17 protein-coding genes are annotated in these 17,064 nt (G+C 63.3%); 12 read left to right on the top strand and 5 right to left on the bottom strand.

The window, feature by feature from the left end:
- The first annotated feature begins 18 nt into the window (after nt 1–18).
- Nucleotides 19–1,260 carry a phosphoglycerate dehydrogenase gene (serA, locus tag V3330_RS07060; protein ID WP_354694703.1) on the top strand — a complete coding sequence of 414 codons (1,242 nt, stop codon included), beginning with the start codon at nt 19–21 and terminating at the stop codon, nt 1,258–1,260.
- A gap of 108 nt (nt 1,261–1,368) precedes the next feature.
- A complete protein-coding gene (locus V3330_RS07055) occupies nt 1,369–2,481 on the top strand; it encodes a hypothetical protein (protein WP_354694702.1) in 1,113 nt (370 codons plus the stop codon).
- Here V3330_RS07055 and V3330_RS07050 read toward each other — a convergent pair.
- On the bottom strand, nt 2,459–3,727 hold the full coding sequence (locus V3330_RS07050; RefSeq protein ID WP_354694701.1) for a metallophosphoesterase: 1,269 nt from the start codon (nt 3,725–3,727) through the stop codon (nt 2,459–2,461). The two genes, V3330_RS07055 and V3330_RS07050, sit on opposite strands and share 23 nt — an antisense overlap.
- Nucleotides 3,728–4,051: 324 nt before the next feature.
- On the opposite strand from V3330_RS07050, the gene V3330_RS07045 reads away from it, so the two are divergent.
- Together V3330_RS07045 and V3330_RS07040 are read left to right on the top strand one after the other, a co-directional pair.
- Nucleotides 4,052–4,465: a hypothetical protein gene (locus tag V3330_RS07045; protein ID WP_354694700.1), complete on the top strand. Its 414-nt coding sequence runs from the start codon at nt 4,052–4,054 to the stop codon at nt 4,463–4,465.
- A gap of 459 nt (nt 4,466–4,924) precedes the next feature.
- Nucleotides 4,925–5,425: a pilus assembly FimT family protein gene (locus V3330_RS07040; protein ID WP_354694699.1), complete on the top strand. Its 501-nt coding sequence runs from the start codon at nt 4,925–4,927 to the stop codon at nt 5,423–5,425.
- A 60-nt stretch (nt 5,426–5,485) separates the two neighbouring features.
- Here V3330_RS07040 and V3330_RS07035 read toward each other — a convergent pair whose 3' ends face one another.
- Nucleotides 5,486–6,133: a TetR/AcrR family transcriptional regulator gene (locus tag V3330_RS07035; RefSeq protein ID WP_354694698.1), complete on the bottom strand. Its 648-nt coding sequence runs from the start codon at nt 6,131–6,133 to the stop codon at nt 5,486–5,488.
- Between the two features lie 176 nt (nt 6,134–6,309).
- Between V3330_RS07035 and V3330_RS07030 the strand changes: the two genes are divergently transcribed.
- Nucleotides 6,310–7,077, top strand: coding sequence for an SDR family oxidoreductase (locus V3330_RS07030; protein WP_354694697.1), 768 nt, complete (start codon nt 6,310–6,312; stop codon nt 7,075–7,077).
- Nucleotides 7,078–7,092: 15 nt separating this feature from the next.
- On the opposite strand, the gene V3330_RS07025 is transcribed toward V3330_RS07030, so the two are convergent.
- Both V3330_RS07025 and V3330_RS07020 read right to left on the bottom strand, forming a co-directional pair.
- Nucleotides 7,093–7,407 carry a 2Fe-2S iron-sulfur cluster-binding protein gene (locus V3330_RS07025; protein ID WP_354694696.1) on the bottom strand — a complete coding sequence of 105 codons (315 nt, stop codon included), beginning with the start codon at nt 7,405–7,407 and terminating at the stop codon, nt 7,093–7,095.
- The gene (locus V3330_RS07020; RefSeq protein WP_354694695.1) at nt 7,404–8,618 is read right to left on the bottom strand and encodes an NAD(P)/FAD-dependent oxidoreductase; all 1,215 of its coding nucleotides are present in this window, start codon (nt 8,616–8,618) and stop codon (nt 7,404–7,406) included. The genes V3330_RS07025 and V3330_RS07020 overlap by 4 nt, the downstream gene beginning before the upstream one ends.
- A 171-nt stretch (nt 8,619–8,789) precedes the next feature.
- On the opposite strand from V3330_RS07020, the gene V3330_RS07015 reads away from it, so the two are divergent.
- The 7 genes from V3330_RS07015 to V3330_RS06985 are packed head-to-tail and all read left to right on the top strand — an operon-like array spanning nt 8,790 to nt 16,769.
- Entirely contained in the window at nt 8,790–9,554 is a 765-nt protein-coding gene (locus tag V3330_RS07015) for an SDR family NAD(P)-dependent oxidoreductase (RefSeq protein WP_354694694.1), read from the top strand.
- An 18-nt stretch (nt 9,555–9,572) separates the two neighbouring features.
- Nucleotides 9,573–10,325, top strand: coding sequence for a ThuA domain-containing protein (locus V3330_RS07010; protein ID WP_354694693.1), 753 nt, complete (start codon nt 9,573–9,575; stop codon nt 10,323–10,325).
- A gap of 5 nt (nt 10,326–10,330) precedes the next feature.
- A complete protein-coding gene (locus V3330_RS07005; protein ID WP_354694692.1) occupies nt 10,331–11,632 on the top strand; it encodes an aromatic ring-hydroxylating oxygenase subunit alpha in 1,302 nt (433 codons plus the stop codon).
- A 9-nt stretch (nt 11,633–11,641) separates the two neighbouring features.
- Complete coding sequence (locus V3330_RS07000) at nt 11,642–12,613, top strand: thiamine pyrophosphate-dependent dehydrogenase E1 component subunit alpha (RefSeq protein ID WP_354694691.1); 972 nt, start codon at nt 11,642–11,644, stop codon at nt 12,611–12,613.
- Nucleotides 12,614–12,627: 14 nt separating this feature from the next.
- Entirely contained in the window at nt 12,628–13,638 is a 1,011-nt protein-coding gene (locus V3330_RS06995; RefSeq protein ID WP_354694690.1) for an alpha-ketoacid dehydrogenase subunit beta, read from the top strand.
- A gap of 4 nt (nt 13,639–13,642) precedes the next feature.
- Nucleotides 13,643–14,827: a dihydrolipoamide acetyltransferase family protein gene (locus V3330_RS06990; RefSeq protein WP_354694689.1), complete on the top strand. Its 1,185-nt coding sequence runs from the start codon at nt 13,643–13,645 to the stop codon at nt 14,825–14,827.
- A 31-nt stretch (nt 14,828–14,858) separates the two neighbouring features.
- Nucleotides 14,859–16,769 carry an outer membrane protein assembly factor BamB family protein gene (locus tag V3330_RS06985; RefSeq protein WP_354694688.1) on the top strand — a complete coding sequence of 637 codons (1,911 nt, stop codon included), beginning with the start codon at nt 14,859–14,861 and terminating at the stop codon, nt 16,767–16,769.
- On the opposite strand, the gene V3330_RS06980 is transcribed toward V3330_RS06985, so the two are convergent.
- On the bottom strand, nt 16,766–17,056 hold the full coding sequence (locus V3330_RS06980; protein WP_354694687.1) for a putative quinol monooxygenase: 291 nt from the start codon (nt 17,054–17,056) through the stop codon (nt 16,766–16,768). The genes V3330_RS06985 and V3330_RS06980 overlap by 4 nt on opposite strands.
- Nucleotides 17,057–17,064: the final 8 nt, after the last annotated feature.

Here is a 17,064-nt window from a genome sequence, read left to right as displayed (position 1 = left end):
GTTCCTGGTGGATAGGCAATGACGACGGAAGCGAGAAACTACTCCCTCGACAAGGACAAAATCAAGTTCGTATTGCTGGAGGGGATTCACCCCATGGCCGCCGAGGTGATCCGGCAGCATGGCTATTCGCGGATCGAAACGCTGGATCACGCGCTGACGGGGGCCGAACTCGCGGCAAAACTCGCCGGCGTTCATTTCGTCGGCATTCGTTCACGTACCCAGCTCGATACCGAAGCAATCGCGGCTGCGGACCGCTTGACGGCGGTTGGCTGCTTCTGCATCGGCACCAACCAGGTGGATACGGAAAGCGCCCAGTTGCGGGGCGTCCCGGTGTTCAACGCCCCCTTTTCCAATACGCGCAGCGTGGCCGAACTCGCACTGGCCGAAGTGATCATGCTGATGCGCGGGATTCCACAACGCAATGCCGCCGCCCATCGCGGCGAATGGCTCAAGTCGGCGTCCCGCGCCCACGAGATTCGAGGCAAGACCCTGGGCATCGTCGGCTACGGTCACATCGGCACGCAACTGGGGATTCTGGCCGAGGGACTCGGCATGCGCGTGCTCTACTACGACATCGAACACAAACTGCCGCTGGGCAATGCAGTGATGCGTGCCGGGCTCGAAGAGCTGCTCGGCGAAGCACATGTGGTGAGCCTGCACGTCCCGGAAACGGCGCAGACACGGCGCATGGTCGATGCGGCATTCCTGCGCGCCATGCGCCCCGGCGCCTTCCTGATCAACGCCAGCCGCGGGACCGTGGTCGATATCGAGGCGCTGGCCGGGGCCTTGCGTGAGAATCACCTCGGTGGCGCCGCCATCGACGTTTTTCCCACTGAACCGGGTTCCAACAGCGAACCTTTCGAGTCGCCACTGCGAGAATTCGACAACGTCCTGCTCACCCCCCACATCGGTGGCAGCACCATGGAAGCGCAGGAGAACATCGCCGTGGAAGTCGCTGGCAAGCTGGTACGTTACAGCGATAACGGCTCCACCGTCTCGGCAGTCAATTTTCCGCAGGTTTCCCTGCCCGACCACGCGAGTGCGAGCCGGATCCTGCACATACACCGCAATGAACCCGGAGTTCTGCAGCGCATCAACCGTGTGTTTTCCGATAACGACGTGAACATCGCATCCCAGTATCTGGACACCCACGGCGGGATTGGCTACGTGGTGATGGATCTGGAGACCGGTGACCCTTCAGGCCTCCTGAAAGCGCTTCGGGCCATACCCTCCACCATCCGGGCACGCATCCTGCACTGAAACAACCGGCTTCCGCGCAGTTCCCCGGACCGGCGCCAACGGACGGGAGGCCGGGCTGTACCGGCCGGCGGATGACTATAATGGGGTGAACGCCGCAGGAGTCCGCCCATGCCTTCTTCAAGTGCAGCACCACGCCGACACGGGACCCGCTCGTCCCCTCTGCCGGTGCGCCTGATCATCGCCCTCTTTCTGCTGTTCATCGGTTTCCACGCCTCCGCGCAGGAGGAAACCCAACCCGCTGGCGACGCCAAGCCGCTGAAGTTGTTCGAGTCCGAAACCGAACTCGCGCTTGAAATCGAAGCACCCTGGAGGCGCCTGATCCGCGACCGCAGCAACGAGGATCCCTACCCTGCCACCCTGACCTGGACCGACGAAACGGGCCGCACGCAATCCGTACCCGCCACCGTCGAACGGCGCGGACTGACGCGCCAGCGAGTCTGCGACTTTCCGCCAATCCGGCTGCGCATCGACAAGACCGACGTCAAGGGCACGACGTTCCGCGGCCAGAAATCCCTGAAAATGGTCACGCACTGCGATAAGGGCAAACGCTGGGAACAGTACTACGTCAAGGAATATCTGGCCTACGTGTTGTACAACCAGGTCACTGATTTGAGCTTCCGGGCGCGCCCGCTGGAGGTACGCTACGTCGAAGCCGAGGGCGGATCCAGCCAATCGGGAAAATTCGCATTCCTGATCGAGGACGACAGCGATGTCGCCAAGCGGAACGACCTGAAGAAAATCGACCTGTTCGAAATCGACCCGGAACAGCTCGAGCCCGTCACGGCGAGCGAATACGCCCTGTTTCAGTTAATGATCGGCAATGTCGACTGGTCCAGCCTCGGCGGACCGGGATCGGAGAAGTGCTGCCACAACGCCAAGCTGATCGGCACCGACACGCAGGCTGATCTCGTCGCGATCCCGTACGACTTCGATTCCTCGGGCATCGTGGATGCACATTACGCGGCCCCCAACGATAATCTGCCGATCCGTTACGTGACGCAGCGGCTGTTTCGTGGCTTCTGCGTGCACAATCCGACCCTGCCGGCCGCGCGGGAAAAATTCCTCGGCCTGGAGACGCAGATGTTGGAAGCCGTGCAGAACCTGCCGCAACTCAGTGGCCGCAGCGTCAAGGTCGTGAGCCGCTATCTCGAAGACTTTTTCGATATCCTCAAGAACGATCGGAGTTTCGAAAAGAACGTTATTCGTAAATGCCGCAAGTAGGCTGTTCGGACTCCGTCACCGACGCGGGGGCGCCCACGGCCGCGGCGCTGGTTTCAGTCGCCGCGGACTCCGCATCCGGGACCGATTCCCCATCCGCACCGGACTCCACCGCGGGTGCCTGCAACCTGGCGAGCCGCTGCTGCAAGTGGGGGTTGTCCGGCGCCAGGGCGATCACTTTCTGCAGGTAGGCGATGCGCTCATCATCGGTCCCCGGCAGCGGGACGCGGCCCCCGGGATAACCCGCAAACAGTCCTTCCGGTGTCACTTCCAGGTAAGCCACATAGCCACCGTAAGCGGCGGCGATCCCCGTATCGATCTGGATAACCCGGGCGTCGTAACGCGGCCAGATGACGCCACTGGTCGGCGTGTGGCCAACCACGATGTGTCGCGCGCCGTGGTGGTCCAGGATGGCCTGAACGACCTCCTCGGTCGCTTCGGGGGGATGACCCGACAGCCCGCGGTACCACAACGGTCCGAACTCGTCTTCCAGCGGCCCCGTGTCCGCCGGATTGAATTCGCGCAGGTGCCCGACCACCTCTTCGGTCAGTGAAGCCAACGAATTGCGGCAATAGCGATGGCTGATCCCGCCGTGCACGAACAGCAGATCGTTGATCTGGACGGCGACCTTGAGGCCCAGCGCGCGTTTGGCGAATTCGCCTTCGGGATTCCAGCGCGGGTCCCAGGCCTGCCGGTGTTCCACCCAGCCCAGCGGATGCTCCTGGTCCCATTGCACGCGGTAATTTTCCGGCAGATTGGCGAAAGCCTCGGGATCGCGCTGCTGCAGGTCGCGCATGACGACCTCGAAATAGCGGTCACGCAACTTTGATGAATTGCGGTCCACGAATGCCTCGTACTCACCGGGCGACACATAGCGCAAATCGCCGTAGACGTTCATGGCCTCGTGGTTTCCGATCAGGCGGTGCACGGCGCCCCCTTTGCGCCGGGCGGCACGAACCAGGCCGTCGAGATGCTCCATGATGCGCTGCGTGTCGGGTCCGCGATCCGGGATGTCCCCGGTCTGCACCAGATGCGTGGCACCGCCCGACCAGCGATCCCTGCGATTGATCAAACCGGCGGCCCGCAGGGTGGCGAGGTAGTTCTCGTAATCTCCGTGCAGGTCACCAATCGCGATAATCCGCTCCACGCCGGTCCAGTGAAAATCATCGACCTGCGCGGGATCGGCACTGACCAGGGATGTCCAGGCCAGCAGCCCCACCATCAATTTGTGTACCGGTAACCGCGTCATCATCGCTCACTCCTGTCATTTGGACCGCGGCATGCGCGCTGGATTCCCTGCCGGATTTGAAAGGTACACACTGGCCCCGTCGCGCTGTCCGGTATGTTCTGGTGCCCGGCCATCAAATCAGATGGCCGGACGAAGTGTCAACGTCGCCCGCCGGATTTCCGGGACCCGGGACCCGGCACCCGACCCCGACGCATGAACCCGGCCGGCGGGACAGGAACTAATCCGCGAGTTCAACGTCTATCCGTAGCAGGTGGCCTGGCAGGGAGCTATCCTGTTCACGTCCGGCCCCTCATTTTTCACACCCATAACCCGCGGGAGTACTGAATGAACAGTCTGATTCGCACACTGATGGTCGCCACCATGATCACTGGTTCAGCTTCGATTTGGGCGGAAGACGCCGCCAGCGGCATCGTCGTGACCTCTGATGATCAATCCCAACGCTGCATCCTTCCGCTCGTGGTCACCGCGGTCGATGGCCAGGAAGTCGAAGACGGTGCACCGACGGACCGCTTCGAATTCGAAGCCGGTACGCATTCCATCAGTGGCTACGGAGCCGGTGATCCCGCCCTGTGCAAGACCTTCGCCGCCGAAGGCGGACTGCCGGTGCCTGAAGGGCCCATTGGACAAAGCACTCTGAAGTTCAACGTGGAGGCCGGCAAGGCTTATTACCTGGGCGTCGATGTGCGTTCGGACAACACCGACCGCTGGAAAATCGTCACGTGGAAAATCAAGCATTGATGGCGTAAACCCTGCCGCGCCGGGGCCGAATTGCCCTCCCGGCAGACGAACGGCAGGTTTTGGCCGACGAACGGTCATGGCCCGGCACCCGTTACGGGGGTCGGGCCATATATACTGATGAAGCCGGTTTAAGCGCGGTCCGCAAGGGGCGGTTCCGCCACCGGCAGGACGAAAAAGGGGCCCGTACGAAACGCATCCGCCAGGCGGGTGTGAGGTACGGAATCAGAACGTTTTGCGAATGCCTGCATTCAAGTTGGATGCGAAAAGCATCCGCTCCCACCCCGACCCTCGTCCTGCTGCCCGCACGTAACGGCAGCACTGCGAATTCAATTGCGCAAAGGACGCGCTCAACGATGACTCCGCTCGCCGGGCTCACGTTTACGGACAGGGACGATCCCAGGGGACGGTCGGCGAAGAGCCGGCCGGATCGAATCAGTTCAGATCAGGAGCGGTTACAGTATGCATCGTCCAGCCAGCGCACCGCAGGACCGTCGCGGACAGCGACCCGAACGATTTCAAGCCATGACCCGTCAGGCCGGCATCACCGTGCTGGAGGTGCTGATCGCAGTCGGCTTGCTCGCGGTTCTCATTTCCTTCGCTTCACCGTCACTGAGCGGCGCCGCGGCCCGGGCGGAATTCAAGGCGTCCGTCGAGCACATGGATCTCAATCTGCGCATCGCGCGCAATACGGCTCGACAGAACAACACGACGGTCACCATGCACCTGAACAACGCCGACCAGCAGGCTCACCATTCGGTCACCTACTCGATGGAAGGCCAGGCCGAGGATTCCGCGGAAGCCTCCGCCCTGTTGGCCTACGAGTTTCCGGAAAGCGTACGCATCGTTTCCAGTGCACCTGAAGTGCGGTTCGATTTTAGGGGCGTCGCCGAGGATTCGGTACAACTCGAACTGGTTTCACTGCACGATGACGATCTCAACCACCGCTTTCTGATCGACTGAGCCGGGCGGCCGCAACACCGCGGCCATCAGGGCCCCGTGCCGGCGACAACGGTCCCGGCACTACGACGGTTTCAGTTCCCGCAGCTTCGCTTCCAGGTAGTCCAGCAACTGTTCCTTGTTGTCTTCGCGGGCATGTGTCAGGTAGCTGATGGCCATACCCTCCATCAGTTGCTGGGTAAGGTTCAGGGCCAGATCGAAGGCCTTCGGATCGGATTGCCATTCGGGAAACAGGTCACGCGCCGTGACATACCACTCCTGATCGAATGCGCGCTGCGCCGGACGCAGGATTTCGCGCAGTTCCGGATCGGTACGCGCGGCCACCGACAGTTCGAAGAAGGCCACGTAGATCGGATGATTGACGTGCGCCCAGTAAGACTGGACCGCGAGGCGGACCCGGTCGGCATCCGCTGGGAGTTCACGAATCGAGCGCCGAAACGCCTGCAGCCGCTTTTCGTGAAGGTAATCGACCGCCGCGCGAATGATGTCCATTTTCGACGGGAAGTGATGCAGCGTCGCTCCGCGGGACAAACCGGCCTTTGCAGCGATTTTCATGGTCGTCGTCTTCGAATAACTCGACTCGACGATGCAGCGGATGGCCGCCGAGATGATCTGATCCCGGGTGGCCGCACTTTTGCGGGCCTGCCAGCCACTTTCCCCAGGCCCTTGTGGTTCCGTGGCGGATTCAGAGGCCGAAACGGAAGATTTCACGGATTTCTTGTTGGCGGTCATGGTTATCATCCCGGCGGACCGGTCTCCTGATCGCTGCACTACCCAGGGCTGAATGTACGCAGTGTACCGCACTGCGGTATAAAAAAATCAGGCTTGATTGTAACAAGCATGGGTGCTTGTTAGGATGTCGCGACTTCGTTTTCGAGGAACAAGCCATGGGCCGCGTCACCGGTAAAGTCGTCGTCATCACGGGGGCCGCTTCCGGTCTGGGCAAGGCTGATGCACTGCGCCTGGCCAAGGAAGGCGCCACGGTCATACTGACCGACGTCGACGACGCCGGTCGCGAGGTTGCCGCCGATATCGCCCGCGCCACGGGCGGGCAGACGCGATTCGAACATCACGACGTCACCGACGAGGCGGCCTGGGGAGATATCATCGCCCGGGTCGAAAAGGATTTCGGCGGACTGGATGTTTTGGTCAACAATGCGGGAATCGTCGTCGTGGCCAACCCGGAAGAGACCACGCTCGAGCAGTTCCGGCGCGCCAATGCGGTCATGAGCGAAGGCGTGTTCCTGGGCTGCCAGGCCGCCATACCCGTCATGAAGCGGCGCGGCGGCGGGTCCATCATCAATATGTCGTCCGTGGCCTCCCACCTGGGCTACCCGGTGTTTTTCGCCTACACCGCAGCCAAGGGTGCCGTGCGCAGCATGACCAAGTCACTGGCGGTGCATTGCCAGATGAATGGCTACAACATCCGCTGCAATTCCATCCACGCGGGCGCCATCGACACCCCGATGGTGCGCACGTCGTTCGCCCAGCTCGGCATGGATGTCCCCGAGCCGGGCACCAGCAACCCGCAAGACCCCATCGGCATCGGCCGGCCGGAGGACGTGGCCAATCTCGTGCTGTACCTCGCCAGCGACGAATCGCACTTCATGAACGGCGCCGAGCTGCTGCTCGACAACGCACTCACCATTCAGTGACGGCGAACGGGTGCCCTATTCTTCGGGCGCCAGGGTGACCTTGAGTCCGTCATGTTTTTCGCGCAGTTCCAGCTGACAGCTCAATCTTGAATTCGGCTTGAAGTGGTCGAGAAATTCAAGCAACTCCTCCTCGTCCATCTCGCGTTGCGGGAAAGTCTCGAGCCATTCGTCCTCCACGAAGATGTGACAGGTCGCGCACGAACACATGCCACCGCAGATGGCGGCCACGCCCCAGTCGAACTCGCGCAGCACTTCCATCAACTTGTCGTTGGGTTGACCTTCCACGGTATGGGTTTGACCTTCACGGTCGGTAACGTTAATCGAAATCAAAGCAGTTCCTTCAGATTGAAATGGTGATCGGCAAGCGGAGCATCCTGCACTGTTGTGCGGTTGGAAATCAACTGTCGCCCGACCATGTAGTCACGTGGAGAATCGATACACTGCACCGCGGACACGTAATCACCGGCGACGCAGAACACGCTCATGCCCCCTGTGTCGGGGTTTGCGCGGAATACGTGACGGTCGGAAGTGCGTGGAATACCCGCCATCTGCAGCCGGCTGTCGTACTGCTCCGACCAGAACCACGGAACCTCGCTGTAGGTTTCGTCCCGGCCGAGCATGTTGGCCGCGACGATTTTGCCCTGGCTGACCGCGTTCTGAACCGATTCCAGCACGTGCCAGCCATCGAGCAGAGGGTGCGCCGATTCCGCCACGTCTCCCGCCGCGAAAACATTTTCGACATTGGTACGGCAGCCACCGTCAACGCGCACCCCGCGCGCGGTCTCCACACCACTGCCCTCGACCAGCCGCAAGTCGGGCCGCACCCCCACGCCCACCATCACCACGTCGGCCGGAATCTGCCGACCGTCCTCGAGTTCCACTGCTTCGACCCTGCCATCTCCCACGATGTGGCTGACCCTGGCGCCCATGACGAAGCTCACACCGGCATCCTCGTGCCGGCGCCGCAGGAAGGCCGCGATTTCTGGTAGCGCCGAACGCTGCATCACCTGGTCGAGCGCTTCGATCACGGTGACATCAGCGCCGAGTCCGCGTGCCGCCGCGGCCACCTCGAGACCGATGTAGCCACCGCCGATCACCACCAGCCGGCTATCGGGCTGCAGTCGGCCTGAAAGGTCCAGCGCGTCGTCCACTGTCCGCAGGTATCGCACTTCCGGCAGGTCCCCGCCGTCCATGTTGAGCCGATTCAGACGGCTGCCCGTGCACAAGGCCAGCGCGTCGTAATGCCAGACACTGCCGTCATCGAGTTCCAGGTTGCTACCGCCGGTGTCGAGCCGGGTTGCACGCGTGCCCTGCAGCAATTCGATGTCGTGGTCCTGGTAGAACTCCAGGTGCCGCAACTGGCAGCGTTCGGCTGCCCACTCCTTTTTGAGCACCTGCTTGGACAGTGGCGGGCGCTGATACGGCACGTGCGTCTCCGCACCCACCATGACGATTTCCTCGTCGAACCCTCCCTGCCTCAGGCTGACCGCCACCTGCACGCCGGCCTGTCCGGTTCCGACAATCATGATTCTCTTGCTCATCCGCTTACGTTTCTCCACCGTTCCCAAATCCGATTATGATCCCCGCCAGAAGCTATAAAAAAACAATCATGACTGTTTTTTTAGAGAAGGGCATGAAGTATACTCGCTGATATCAATCAATCCGCCCATTGTGCAATACGGGCAGCCGGAAATCAGCAGGAGTCGGGCAACATGGATCTGGGTCTGAAGGGTCGCAAGGCGGTCATCACGGGTTCGACACGCGGCATCGGACGCGCCATCGCCGAACAACTGGCCGCCGAAGGTGCGGACATCGCGGTGGGCGCACGGGACGACGAGGCGACCGCCAAGGCTGGCAAGGCTCTGCGGGAGGAATACGGTGTCAACGTGTTCGCGGAGCCGGTCAACGTCAAGGATGCGGACGCCTACAAGGCCTGGCTCGAGTCAGCCGCCGACTCCCTGGGCGGTGTCGACATCTTCGTACCCAATGTCAGCGGCGGCGGCGGAATGGATTCGGAGAAGAACTGGTGGCGCAATTTCGAGATCGATGTTCTGCACACCGTGAGGGGAGCCGAAACGCTGCTGCCCCTGCTGAAGAAATCCGATGCGGGTTCGATCGTCATCATCGGGTCGACCAACGCCGTCGAGACGTTCATGGGACCGATGGCTTACAACGCGATGAAGGCGGCGCTGATCACCTACGGCAAACAGCTCTCGCAGTTCGTGGCCAAACGGGGCGTACGCGTCAATGTCGTGTCCCCGGGACCCATTTATTTCGAGGGCGGCGCCTGGGAAATGATCAAGGGCGCGGTTCCAAAAATGTACGAAAGCACCATGGAGCAGATTCCGGCCGGCCGCATGGGCACCCCCGAAGAAGTCGCGCGCGTCGTTACATTTCTGGCCAGCCCGGCGGCAAGCCTGGTGACCGGCATCAATCTCGTGGCGGACAATGGGTTCACCAAGCGCGTGCAGTTCTGACGCCCGCATGATGGGTTGATGCAGGGCACGGCGCGCAAGGACGTTCATTTCGTCTGTGGTGGCCGCTACCACGACTTCGACTTCGCACGGCTGGAAGTTCTCAAGCTGCTGGCCGAACTGCCGCACGTGCGCGCGACGGTCGCCAGCGACTACCGCGACCAGGACAATCTGCACCACGCCAACGCCCTGATCACGTACACCAGTGACGTGGTTCCGGCCGAAGCCGAGATCGACAGCCTGGCGCAGTTTTTGCGCGAGGGCGGCCGCTGGTTCGCCCTGCACGGCACCAACTCGAGCCTGCGCTACAACCGGGAAACGCGGTTGTGGGAAGCCCCCCGGACGGCTCCGCGGTTCTTCGACATGTTGGGCAGCCAGTTCGAAGCCCATCCGCCGATCCGCCCGTTCACGGTCAGGCCGTCCCGAACGCACCCGCTGGTCGACGGTATCGAGCCATTCGAGGCGGACGATGAACTCTATCTGAGCCGGTTCACCGGAGCCTGCGAGTGCCTGCTCGAAACGGAATTTGACGGAACGGCGCCCGGGTTCGCGCGTCACGACTGGCGCGGCACCGGCCGGGTTCCGGTCATGTATCTGCACCCCTGGGAAGACGCCGAAATCCTGTATCTGAACCTGGGGCACGCCCGCGGCCCGCTGGACATGCAGCCGCTGATGGAGCATTACCCGGACATCGAGCGCGGCAGCTGGAAACAGCCGGCGTTTTACGAGTTGATGCGCCGCGGCATCCGCTGGGCACTGAGCGAACTGGAATGAGCACCATGCTTGACGAAACAACCGAAAACGCGCGCATGACGCCGCTGGACAAGGCGCCGGACCCGGATATTCCGGATACCATCATTGCGAAGGAACGTTACACGGACCCGGATTTCATGCGCCTGGAATGGGACCGCCTCTGGAGCCGGGTCTGGCTGCTGGGGTGCATGGAACAGGACCTGCCGGAGCCCGGCGATTACGTGGTGACCGAGATCGGGCGCGAGTCCATTCTGATCGTCCGACAGCCCGACCGCGGGCTGCGTGCCTTCTACAATGTCTGTCAGCACCGCGGCAATCTGCTGCGGCCCAGCGGGGCCGGTCACGCAGCATCGTTCCAGTGTGCCTACCACCATTGGGAATACCACCTGGACGGACGTTTCAAGCACATCCCGGATGCCGAAACCTTTCCCCAGGGCACGCCATGCACCGGCCTCGAGGAACTGCCCTGCGAAGCCTGGGCCGGCCTGGTTTTTTTCAGCCTCAACCCGGACGTGGGGCCACTGGCCGAATATCTGGGCGAGATTCCGGAGCACCTGGACCCGTACAACCTGCCACGCATGGCACGCGAGCGGAATGTCACGGTGGAATGGGACTGCAACTGGAAGACATCGGTCGATGCCTTCAATGAAAGCTACCATGTTCAGGGCATCCATCCTCAACTGCTGTGGCATCTGGACGATCTGAACATCCAGATCGACTGCTACGAACGGCACAACCGCTACCTGATCAAATTCGCCAAACTCAGCCCGCGGGTCAATCAACCGCCGGACATCCCCCCCGGAATCAAGGGCCTGATGAAGGACGCAGGCATGGATCCCGCCGATTACTACGGCCGGGTGAAGGACGTGCGGGCCGATCTTCAGGCATGGAAACGTCAGAACGGCACCGCACATGGCAAAGACTATTCGCGGCTGCACGACGCGCAACTGACGGACGATTTCCACTACCTGATCTTTCCCAACATCACCCTGAACATGCACGCGGACGACTACTGGCTGTTCCGCCAGCGGCCCCACGCCACCGACCCCAACCGCATGTATTTCGACATCTGGACCTTCAAGCTCATTCCCGAGGGCGAGGAGTGGCCGGAACCACCGGAACATCAGCAATTCCACCACGGCGAGAAAAGTATCGGACTGGTCCTCGACCAGGATGCGGCCAACCTGCCCGGCGTGCAGCGCGGCATGAACTCGGCAGGCTACCGGGGGCTGTGGCTGGGCAAGCAGGAACTGCGTATCCGCCACTTTCACAAGGTGATCGACGATTACATCTACGGCCCCGAAGGCAAACCCGACGGCGCCCTATAGGAGCACTCCATGACGGAACTGTCCCGCGACGCTTTGCTGCACGCCTACCGGCGGATGAAAACGATCCGCGAATTCGAGGAGCGGCTGAATCTCGAGATCCAGAAGGGCGGCATTCCCGGCTTCACTCATCTTTACGCAGGCCAGGAGGCCGTGGCCGTCGGCGTCTGTGCTCACCTGGATGCCGGCGACTACATTGCCAGCACGCACCGGGGACACGGCCACTGCATCGCCAAGGGCTGCGATGTCACCGGCATGATGAAGGAGATTTATGGCCGGCATGACGGCCTGTGCAAGGGCAAGGGTGGCTCGATGCACATCGCGGATGTCGACCAGGGCATGCTGGGCGCCAACGCCATCGTCGGCGGTGGGCCGCCGCTGGCGGTGGGTGCGGCCATCGCCACCCGGTTGCAGGGCGAAGGCCGGGTCACCGCGTCGTTCACCGGCGACGGTGGTTCCAACCAGGGTACCGTTTTCGAGGCCATGAACCTGGCGGTGGTGCTGAAACTTCCCACGGTTTTCGTATTCGAGGACAACGGCTACAGCGAACACACCGGTGCCGGCTACGCGGTGGGTTCCGATGACATCGCCAGCCGCGCGGCCGGTTTCGGCATGCCGGCGGAAAAGGCCGACGGCTGTGACTTTTTCGCCGTATACGAAGCGGCCGGACGCGCCATCCGGCGCGCCCGGGAGGGCGGCGGGCCCAGCGCGGTGGAATTTTCGACCACCCGTTTCTTCGGCCACTTCGTTGGCGATCCGCAGAACTACCGGGCCAAAGACGAAGTCGCCCACCACCGCGAAACCCGCGACTGCCTGAAGAATTTCCGGGAGCAGGTCATCGCCGGAAACCGGCTCGCGGGAGACGACCTGGACGCGATCGACGAGGAGGTTCTGCAATTAATCGACCAATCGGTCGCCGAGGCGCAGGCATCCGCCCCGCCCGATGTTGGTGACGTAATCACCGACGTCTACAGCCACTACTGAGGGTTGGCAAAGGCATGAGCATCAAATCCTACCGTGAAGCATTGAACGAGGCGCTGTTCGAGGAAATGCGCCGCGACCCCTCGGTGATCGTCCTGGGCGAGGACGTTTCCGGCGGCGCCGGCGGCACCTCGGGAACGCGTGACGCCGCCGGCGGCATTTTCGGCGTGACCAAGGGCCTGATCGGGGAATTCGGTGACGAACGGGTGATCGACACGCCCATCTCCGAATCAGCCATCATCGGCGCCGGGGCCGGTGCTGCGGCCGCCGGGCTGCGACCCGTGGCCGAACTCATGTTCGCCGACTTCGTCGGCGTCTGCCTCGACCAGATTTACAACCAGGCCGCCAAGTTTCGCTACATGTTCGGCGGCAAGATGCAGTGCCCGCTGGTCATCCGCACCGCCATGGGCGCCGGCATGAACATGGGTGCGCAGCACTCGCAGACCATCTACCCGATGCTGACCGCCGTGCCCGGACTGAAAATCGTCGTTCCGTCCAATGCAGCGGACGCCAAGGGCCTGCTCAAGACCGCAATTCGCGATGACGATCCGGTGGTTTTCTTCGAGCACAAGGCGCTGTACAACAAGAAAGGCGAAGTACCGGACGGCGACCACGCCATTCCGTTCGGCGAGGCGGACATGCCGCGCGAAGGCGACGATTGCACGGTGGTGGCCATCGGCCGCATGGTGCCATTCAGCGAGAAAGCCATCGACTCGCTGGCCGACCAGGGCATCAGCTGCGACCTGGTGGACCCACGTACGGTCTCGCCGCTCGATACCGACCTGATTTTCGAAAGCCTGGAGCACACCGGCCGGCTTGTCGTCGTCGATGAGTCTCCGCCCCGTTGCAGCCTCGCATCCGACATCGCCGGTATCGTGGCCTCGGAAGCCTTCGGCAGCCTGCGCGGCCCGATCCGGCTGGTCACGGCGCCCCACGCACCGGTTCCATTCGCGCGCGAACTGGAACGCGCCTACGTGCCGGGGCCGGATCGCATCGCGCAGGCCATTCTCGAAGCGGTCAAGGGCTGAACCCATGGCAGAACGCATCTATCCCGTCACGGTCCCCAAGTGGGGCATTGAAATGCAGGAAGGAACGATTACCGAGTGGCGCGTCGCGCAGGGGGAACCCGTCGAGAAAGACCAGGAACTGGTCGACATCGAGACCGACAAAATCGTGAACACGCTGGAAGCACCGGTCAGCGGCATCCTGCGGCGCTGCCTGGTACCCGACGGTGAAACCCTGAACGTCGGCGCACTGCTCGGTGTCATCGCCGACGCAACGGCGAGCGACGAGGAAATCGACGCGTTCATCGAATCCTTCGTGCCGGCCGACGCGAGTTTCGGTGTCGGTGGCGACGACGAACCCGCGGTGGCGAAAGAGCCGGCGCCGCGCCCGAAGTCGCCGGACCCGGTACCCGCCGCCGGTCCGGCCCGGATATCGCCGGTCGCCCGGCGCCTGGCGGAAAAACTGGGCGTCGATCTGTCCGGGGTGACCGGCACCGGTCGTAACGGCCGAATTTCCCGCGAGGATGTCGAGGCCGCGGCGAAAGCCCGCCCCTCCGCACCGGGTACGGCATCCGGCCGGACCGCCGGAACGCCGCTTTCCGGCCGCGCCCGGTCCCAGGCCCGCCGCATGGTGGAGGCGAAACAGACCGTACCCCATTTCTATCTGAGCCGGGAACTCGACATGAGCCGGGCCGTGCAGCGCCAGAGCGACGAGAAACTGCCGCTGACCGCCCTGATTCTCGAAGCGATGGTGCGGGCCATGCAGGCGGAACCGGCCATCAACGCGCATTTTTCAGAGGATCGCATCCTCGTGCCGGAGCACATCGGCATCAACATCGCCGTCGACACGCCGGACGGCCTGGTCGCGCCCCTGCTGCCGGCACTGGACGGACTCGCGGCCGACCGCATTGCGGAACCCCTGGCCGCGCTCGCCGCCCGCGCCCGTGACCGCAAACTGGAAGCGGCCGATCTCGAGCCCGGCGGAACCACGCTGAGCAATCTTGGCATGTTCGGCATCACAGCCTTCAGCGCCATCATCACCCCGCCCCAGGTCGCCATCCTCGCGGTAGGCGCCGTGCGTCCGGTGCTCCTGTCCGCCGATGCGGCCGCGGTGCCGGCCATGAATGCCACCCTGTCGTGTGACCACCGGGTACTGGACGGCGCCACCGGTGCGCGCTTCCTGGCGGCCCTGAACGAGGCGCTCGCTCGATGACCGCCCCATTGCGTGCAAGCTGGCCGATCTCATGATCCGGATACTGGTCCGACTGATTTCCGTGCTGCTGATCGGTGGCGTTCCCGCCTGCACCTCGACGTCCGGCTCCGATTCCGCCGCACCCGCGCAGGAGCCACCGCCGGGCGAAGTCGCATACCTGGAACATTGCGCCGCGTGCCACGACCAGGCCGTCTACAAGGCCCCGAGCCGGCTGTTTCTCGGCATGCTCGGCCCCGACAACATCCTCAAGGCCATGGACGACGGCGTGATGCGCGAGCAGGCTCGCGCGGTCGGTCCCGCGACGCGCCGCGACATCGCGGAATTTCTCAGTGGACGCAGCCTCGACGACGTCGCCGACCGCCGGCTTCCGCCCTCGTGCAGCGAAACCGGCGCACCCGCATTCGACACCCTCAAGCCACCCGGCTCGCACGGCTGGGGCGTCGACCGTGCCAACTCCCGCTTCTACCCGGAAGCCGTCGGCGGGCTGACGGTGGCCGATGCGCCGGATCTGGAATTGAAATGGGCCTTCGCCTATCCGAACGCCATCCAGGCCCGCTCACAACCGGTGGTGGGAGCCGGCGCCGTCCATGTCGGCGGGCCGGACGGCACAGTGTGGGCACTGGACGCGAAGACCGGCTGTCTGCGCTGGACCTTCCGGGCCACGGCCGAAGTCCGCACCGGCATCGTGATGTCCTCCTGGGACGAGAACGACGCGGGCTCGGCGACGCTCTACTTTGGCGACATCCTCGCCCGCGCCTACGCCGTCGACGCGGTCAGCGGCCGGCTCAAGTGGATGACCAAGGTGGATGGTCATCCGAATGCGACCATTACCGGCACGCCCACGCTCTACGGGGATCGGCTGTATGTGCCGGTTTCTTCCCTCGAGGTCACGCTGGCGGCGGACCCGCGCTATGCCTGCTGCACTTTCCGCGGCTCGGTGGTGGCCCTGGACATTGCGACCGGCGAGCCCGTCTGGCAATCACATTCCATCGACCAGGAGCCGCAACCGGCAGGAACCACCCGGGCCGGTACCCCGATCATGGCCCCATCGGGAGCACCGATCTGGAACAGCCCGACCATCGATGTCGGCCGACAACGTCTATACGTGGGCACGGGCGAGAATTACTCCTCCCCGGCCGGACCCACATCGGACGCCATCATCGCGATGAACCTGAGATCAGGGCGGAAGATCTGGGTCAGCCAGCAAACCGAGGGCGATGCCTGGAACGTGGGATGCCTGACGCAGTACACCTCCGACGACGCCAACTGTCCCGAGGAGAACGGCCCCGACTTCGATTTTGCCGCTTCACCGATACTGGTCGCACTGGATTCCGGGACGGACATCCTCGTCGCCGGCCAGAAATCCGGCGCGGTCATGGGCATCGACCCGGTCACGGGACGCACGATGTGGCGCACCCACGTGGGGCGCGGTGGCGTACAGGGCGGTGTGCACTTCGGCATGGCGGCGGAAGGATCGCGGATTTACGTGCCCATCAGCGACATGTTCTATCCCGAAGACCTCACACGCTACCGATTCGAGACGCCGGCCCGGCCCGGGATGTACGCCCTCGACGCGCGGACTGGCGAACTGCTCTGGGCGACGCCCGCCAGCGATGTCTGCGACGGCCGCGAGTTTTGCAATCCGGGCATTTCACAGGCCGTGTCGGCCATACCCGGAGCGGTGATCGCCGGGCACATGGACGGACGTCTGCGGATTTATGATGGAACCGACGGGGGGGTACTGTGGGAGATGGACACACTCCGGGAGTTCGACACCGTATCAGGTGAGATCGCCCGCGGCGGTTCCTTCGGTGGCGGCGGCCCGGTGGTCGCCGACGGCATGATGTACGTGAACTCCGGCTACGGGCTGTATTTCCACATGCCCGGCAATGTGCTGCTTGCCTTCGGCCGCCGGGACTCCGCGGACCGCCGGGACCCTTAAGCGATCCAGTCGTAGAACTGCAGGTCCATCTCGCCTTCCACGCAATCCAGGATGGGCGGCACCAGGCGATGGTGGAAGTCGGCTTCCTGGTGGTAGTCGAAGGCTTCCCGGTCCCGAAAACGCGCATACACCACATAGGTCTGCCGGTTCTCGGCATGCCGGATCACGTCGTACACCAGCAGGCCCGGCTCATTCTCGTGCGCGATTTCCGACAACTCGGTCTGCAGCCGCTCGAATTCTTCCTCTCGCCCGGCGGCCACCCGCAGGGTTGCAATGAATACCACCATGTCGCTTC

This window comes from Elongatibacter sediminis (assembly GCF_037892215.1).
Classification (GTDB): domain Bacteria; phylum Pseudomonadota; class Gammaproteobacteria; order Xanthomonadales; family SZUA-36; genus Elongatibacter; species Elongatibacter sediminis.
The sequence above is the reverse complement of the archived record's forward strand: the minus strand, read 5'-3'. Positions and strand labels throughout refer to the sequence as shown.

Excerpts from the sequence above, each read along its gene's own strand:
- V3330_RS07050 (WP_354694701.1), bottom strand. The coding sequence starts at position 3,727 with ATGACGCGGTTACCGGTACACAAATTGATGGTGGGGCTGCTGGCCTGG.
- V3330_RS07055 (WP_354694702.1), top strand. The coding sequence starts at position 1,369 with ATGCCTTCTTCAAGTGCAGCACCACGCCGACACGGGACCCGCTCGTCC.
- V3330_RS07020 (WP_354694695.1), bottom strand. The coding sequence starts at position 8,618 with ATGAGCAAGAGAATCATGATTGTCGGAACCGGACAGGCCGGCGTGCAG.
- V3330_RS07010 (WP_354694693.1), top strand. The coding sequence starts at position 9,573 with ATGCAGGGCACGGCGCGCAAGGACGTTCATTTCGTCTGTGGTGGCCGC.
- V3330_RS07005 (WP_354694692.1), top strand. The coding sequence starts at position 10,331 with ATGCTTGACGAAACAACCGAAAACGCGCGCATGACGCCGCTGGACAAG.
- V3330_RS07040 (WP_354694699.1), top strand. The coding sequence starts at position 4,925 with ATGCATCGTCCAGCCAGCGCACCGCAGGACCGTCGCGGACAGCGACCC.
- V3330_RS07015 (WP_354694694.1), top strand. The coding sequence starts at position 8,790 with ATGGATCTGGGTCTGAAGGGTCGCAAGGCGGTCATCACGGGTTCGACA.
- V3330_RS07045 (WP_354694700.1), top strand. The coding sequence starts at position 4,052 with ATGAACAGTCTGATTCGCACACTGATGGTCGCCACCATGATCACTGGT.
- V3330_RS06980 (WP_354694687.1), bottom strand. The coding sequence starts at position 17,056 with ATGGTGGTATTCATTGCAACCCTGCGGGTGGCCGCCGGGCGAGAGGAA.
- serA (WP_354694703.1), top strand. The coding sequence starts at position 19 with ATGACGACGGAAGCGAGAAACTACTCCCTCGACAAGGACAAAATCAAG.
- V3330_RS07000 (WP_354694691.1), top strand. The coding sequence starts at position 11,642 with ATGACGGAACTGTCCCGCGACGCTTTGCTGCACGCCTACCGGCGGATG.
- V3330_RS07030 (WP_354694697.1), top strand. The coding sequence starts at position 6,310 with ATGGGCCGCGTCACCGGTAAAGTCGTCGTCATCACGGGGGCCGCTTCC.
- V3330_RS06985 (WP_354694688.1), top strand. The coding sequence starts at position 14,859 with ATGATCCGGATACTGGTCCGACTGATTTCCGTGCTGCTGATCGGTGGC.
- V3330_RS06990 (WP_354694689.1), top strand. The coding sequence starts at position 13,643 with ATGGCAGAACGCATCTATCCCGTCACGGTCCCCAAGTGGGGCATTGAA.
- V3330_RS06995 (WP_354694690.1), top strand. The coding sequence starts at position 12,628 with ATGAGCATCAAATCCTACCGTGAAGCATTGAACGAGGCGCTGTTCGAG.